The sequence below is a fragment of the Liquorilactobacillus aquaticus DSM 21051 genome (assembly GCF_001436755.1).
Taxonomy (GTDB): domain Bacteria; phylum Bacillota; class Bacilli; order Lactobacillales; family Lactobacillaceae; genus Liquorilactobacillus; species Liquorilactobacillus aquaticus.
In genome coordinates this window covers 1-266 of the sequence record NZ_AYZD01000029.1, presented here as the reverse complement: position 1 = coordinate 266, position 266 = coordinate 1, and the positions used below count along the sequence as shown (strand labels likewise).

3 tRNA genes are annotated in these 266 nt (G+C 50.4%); all 3 read right to left on the bottom strand.

The annotated features are described in order from the left end of the window. Positions 1–2: 2 nt before the first annotated feature. Positions 3–76, bottom strand: a tRNA-Pro gene (locus tag FC19_RS09470). Positions 77–83: 7 nt separating this feature from the next. Then, positions 84–157 (bottom strand) — tRNA-Arg (locus FC19_RS09465). 18 nt (positions 158–175) lie between these two features. Further along, positions 176–261: transfer RNA gene (locus FC19_RS09460), tRNA-Leu, on the bottom strand. Positions 262–266 lie beyond the last annotated feature (5 nt).

Genomic DNA, 266 nt, shown 5'->3' with positions numbered 1-266 from the left:
AATCGGGAAGACAGGATTCGAACCTGCGACCCCCTGGTCCCAAACCAGGTGCTCTACCAAGCTGAGCTACTTCCCGATGAATATGCACCCAGTAGGAGTCGAACCTACAACCTTCTGATTCGTAGTCAGACACTCTATCCAATTGCGCTATGGGTGCAATATAATTAAATGAAAATGCCGAGGACCGGAATCGAACCGGTACGGTAATCACTTACCGCAGGATTTTAAGTCCTGTGCGTCTGCCAGTTCCGCCACCCCGGCAAAAA